Raw genomic sequence first — 3,696 nt, 5'->3', positions numbered from 1 at the left:
AGCCGCTCCACCAGCGACACCACGAGCAGCGAATGACCACCCAGCTCGAAGAAGTTGTCGTCCACGCCCACGGACTCCAGGCCGAGGACCTCCGCGAAGGCCGCGCACAGAATCTCCTCGCGAGCGTCGGCCGGGCCACGACCGCCACCGGCGACAAATGCCGGGGTGGGCAACGCCTTGCGATCCAGCTTCCCGTTCGACGACAGCGGCAAGGCATCGAGGACGACGACCGCGGACGGCACCATGTGCCCGGGCAGACGTCCTGACGCATCGGCAATCAGGGCTGCCGGCAGAGCCGCGTCACCCCCACCCACCGGGACGACATAGGCGACCAGACGCTTGTCGCCGGACGTGTCCTCCCGTACCACCACAACGACCTGCGCCACCCGCTCATCAGCGGCCAGCACCGCCTCGATCTCACCGGGCTCGATACGGAAACCACGGACCTTCACCTGCTCATCGACCCGGCCGTGGAACTCCAGATCCCCCTCCGCCGACCACCGCACCAGATCCCCGGTCCGGTACAACCGCGAGCCCGCCGACCCGAACGGGTCGGCCACGAAACGCTCAGCCGTCAGACCCGCACGATTCAGATAACCCCGCGCCAGACCCGCACCCGCCACATACAACTCACCCACCACACCGACCGGCACCGGAGACATCCTGCCGTCCAGGACATACGTCCGCGCATTCGCAATCGGCCGGCCGATCGGCGGAACACCCTCCACATCACCCTCGGCGAACCACGCCGCCGAATACACCGTCGCCTCGGTCGGACCATAAATATTCGCCACCCGCACCCCGGGCAACGCCTCCCGAATCCTCCGCACCGCACCCGCCGTCAACGCCTCGCCCGCCAACACCACCGTCCTGGCCCCGGCATCGATTGCACCCGCAGCCAGAACCTGCGAGAGCGCCGAAGGCACGGCGCTGATCAGACTCACCGGCCAGTGGCCACGACTCCGGTCCGCCAACGCCAGTACGTCACGGACCACTTCGATGCTGCCGCCGGTCACCAGCGGTCCGAACATCTCGAACACCGACACATCGAAACTCAGCGACGTCGACGCCAACACCCGCGAGAAATCCTCACCCGCGAACACACCCGACGCCCACGACAACAGACTCACCACCGATCGGTGCTCCACCACCACACCCTTCGGCACACCCGTCGAACCCGACGTATAGATCACATACGCCGGATGCGACAGCGACAACGGCGCCACACGCTCAGCGTCACCCACAGCGCCCGGCTCCAGAGTGGCCAGTTCACCGACCGTCTTGGGCGCGTCCACGCTCACCACCGCACCGGCGGACTCCGGAACCACTCCGGCCGTGTTCTCCTGCACGAGCACAAGCACCGGCGCCGCGTCGGCAATGAGGAACCCGATCCGGTCGGCCGGATAGCCCGGGTCGATGGGCAGGTAGGCACCGCCTGCCTTCCACACCGCCAGCATCACGGCCACCGCTTCCACCCCGCGCCCCAGGCAGAGGCCCACCACGGAATCCGGCCCGACGCCGCGGCTGATCAGCAGACGGGCCAAGCGGTTTGCCCGGGCGTCCAGCTCCGCGTACGACACCTCGGTGCCATCGGCGACGACCGCCACCGCATTCGGCGTCCGCACCACCTGCGCCTCAAAAAGCTCCACCGTCGAGACCGCCGGAACGTGGGCCGCAGTGTCGTTCCACTCTGCCAGCACCCGACGCCGCTCGGCCTCGCCCAGCACGTCCACCGCGGCCGACCGGGTCTCCGGCTCCGCCCCCAACAGCTCCAAGACCCGGGCCCACCGACGAGCCAACTGCTTCGCGCTCTCCGCGTCGAAGAGATCCGCCGCCACGGTGACCGAGCCGCTCAGGCCCGCCGGCGCGCCCTCGCCGTCGAACATCTCTCCGACGATCACGTCGAGGTCGAACTTCGCCGTGGTGGCCTCCGTGAACACGCCTTCCGTGTCCAGGCCCGCCAGGTCGACAACCGCTTCGGCGGTGTTCTGTAGCGTGAGCATCACCTGGAACAGCGGGTGCCGCGACAGCGAACGGACCGGGGCCAGCTCCTCCACCAGCCGCTCGAACGGCACGTCCTGATGCGCGTACGCCGACAGCCCTGTCTCCCGCACACGCCCCAGAAGCTCACGAAACGTCGGATCACCCGACAGATCGGTGCGGATCACCAGCGTGTTCACGAAGAACCCGACGAGATCATCCATCGCCTCGTCAGTACGGCCCGCGATTGCCGAACCGACCGGGATGTCGGTACCCGCGCCCAGTCGCGACAGCAGTACCGCCAGCGCGGCCTGCAACACCATGAACACCGTCACACCCTCAGCACGCGCCAGCTTCGCGAGCTGCGCATGAACCTCCGCCGGAACCTCCAGCGGCACACTGTGCCCACGATGACTGGCCACCGCCGGACGCGGACGGTCGAACGGCAGCTCCAACTCCTCCGGAGCACCCCGCAACACCTCACGCCAATAAGCAACCTGACGCGAAATCAGACTCTCCGAGTCCTGATCGTCACCGAGCAGCTCCCGCTGCCACAGCGCATAGTCCGCATACTGCACCGGCAGCGGCTCCCACTGCGGCACCTGCCCCGCACACCGCGCCTCATACGCCACCGACACATCCCGCGCCAACGGCCCCATCGACCAGCCGTCGCCCGCGATGTGGTGCGTCACCACGACCAGGACCCGCTCGTCCTCCCCGGCCTCGATCAGCCACGCCCGGAACGGCACCTCGGCCGCAAGGTCGAAGGCGTACCGCTGCGCCGCAGCGACCGCACCGGCCAGCTCCTCCGGCGCCACATCCACCACCTGGAGCTCCCACCCCAGATCCTCAAGACCGAGCACACGCTGGTACGGCTCACCGTCCGCCACCGCGAACACCGTGCGCAGCACCTCGTGCCGCCCCATCACGTCCCGCAGCGCCGCACCCAGCGCATCCCGGTCCACGTCACCGGTCAATCGCACGGCTACAGGAATGTTGTACGTCGCGCTCGGGCCCTCCAACTGCCCCAGGAACCACAGCCGACGCTGCGCGAACGACAACGGCACCCGCTCCGGACGTACCCCGGCCGTCAACGCCACCCGGGCGGTTCCCGCGTCCGCCAGCCGGGAGGCCAGGCCCGCCACGGTGGGGGCCTCGAACAGCGTGCGCAGGGACAACTCGACGCCCAGCACCGAGCGGATCCGGCTCACCAACCGCACGGCGAGCAGCGAATGGCCGCCCAGCTCGAAGAAGTTGTCGTCCACGCCCACGGTCTCCAGGCCGAGGACCTCCGCGAAGGCCGCGCACAGGATCTCCTCGCGGGCATCGGCCGGGCCACGGCCGCCACCGGAGCTGTAGGCGGGTGCGGGCAGCGCCCTGCGGTCCAACTTTCCGCTCACCGAGAGCGGCAGCGCATCCAGTACGACCACGGTGGACGGGACCATGTGCCCGGGGAGCAGCGCGGCCGCGTGTCCGGTCAGGACCGCCGGCAGTGCGCCGTATTCCGTGCCGACTCTTTCTGCCGGGACGACGTAGGCGACGAGGCGTTTGTCGCCGGGAATGTCCTCACGCACGATCACAGCCGTCTGGGCAACCGCGTCATGGGCGGTCAGTACGGCCCCGATCTCACCGAGCTCGATCCGGAAACCACGGACCTTCACCTGCTCATCGACCCGGCCGACGTACTCCAGGTCACCCCCCGCCGACCAGCGCACC

The 3,696-nt window shown here is 68.9% G+C and carries 1 protein-coding gene; it reads right to left on the bottom strand.

The window, feature by feature from the left end; genetic code table 11:
• On the bottom strand, positions 1-3,696 hold a 3,696-nt coding region (locus ACIBB8_RS37625; protein ID WP_398959892.1), incomplete at both ends, for an amino acid adenylation domain-containing protein.

Source organism: Streptomyces sp. NPDC051286, assembly GCF_044455345.1.
Classification (GTDB): domain Bacteria; phylum Actinomycetota; class Actinomycetes; order Streptomycetales; family Streptomycetaceae; genus Streptomyces.
Note: the sequence above shows the minus strand (reverse complement) of the source record. Positions and strands in the feature narration are given on the sequence as shown.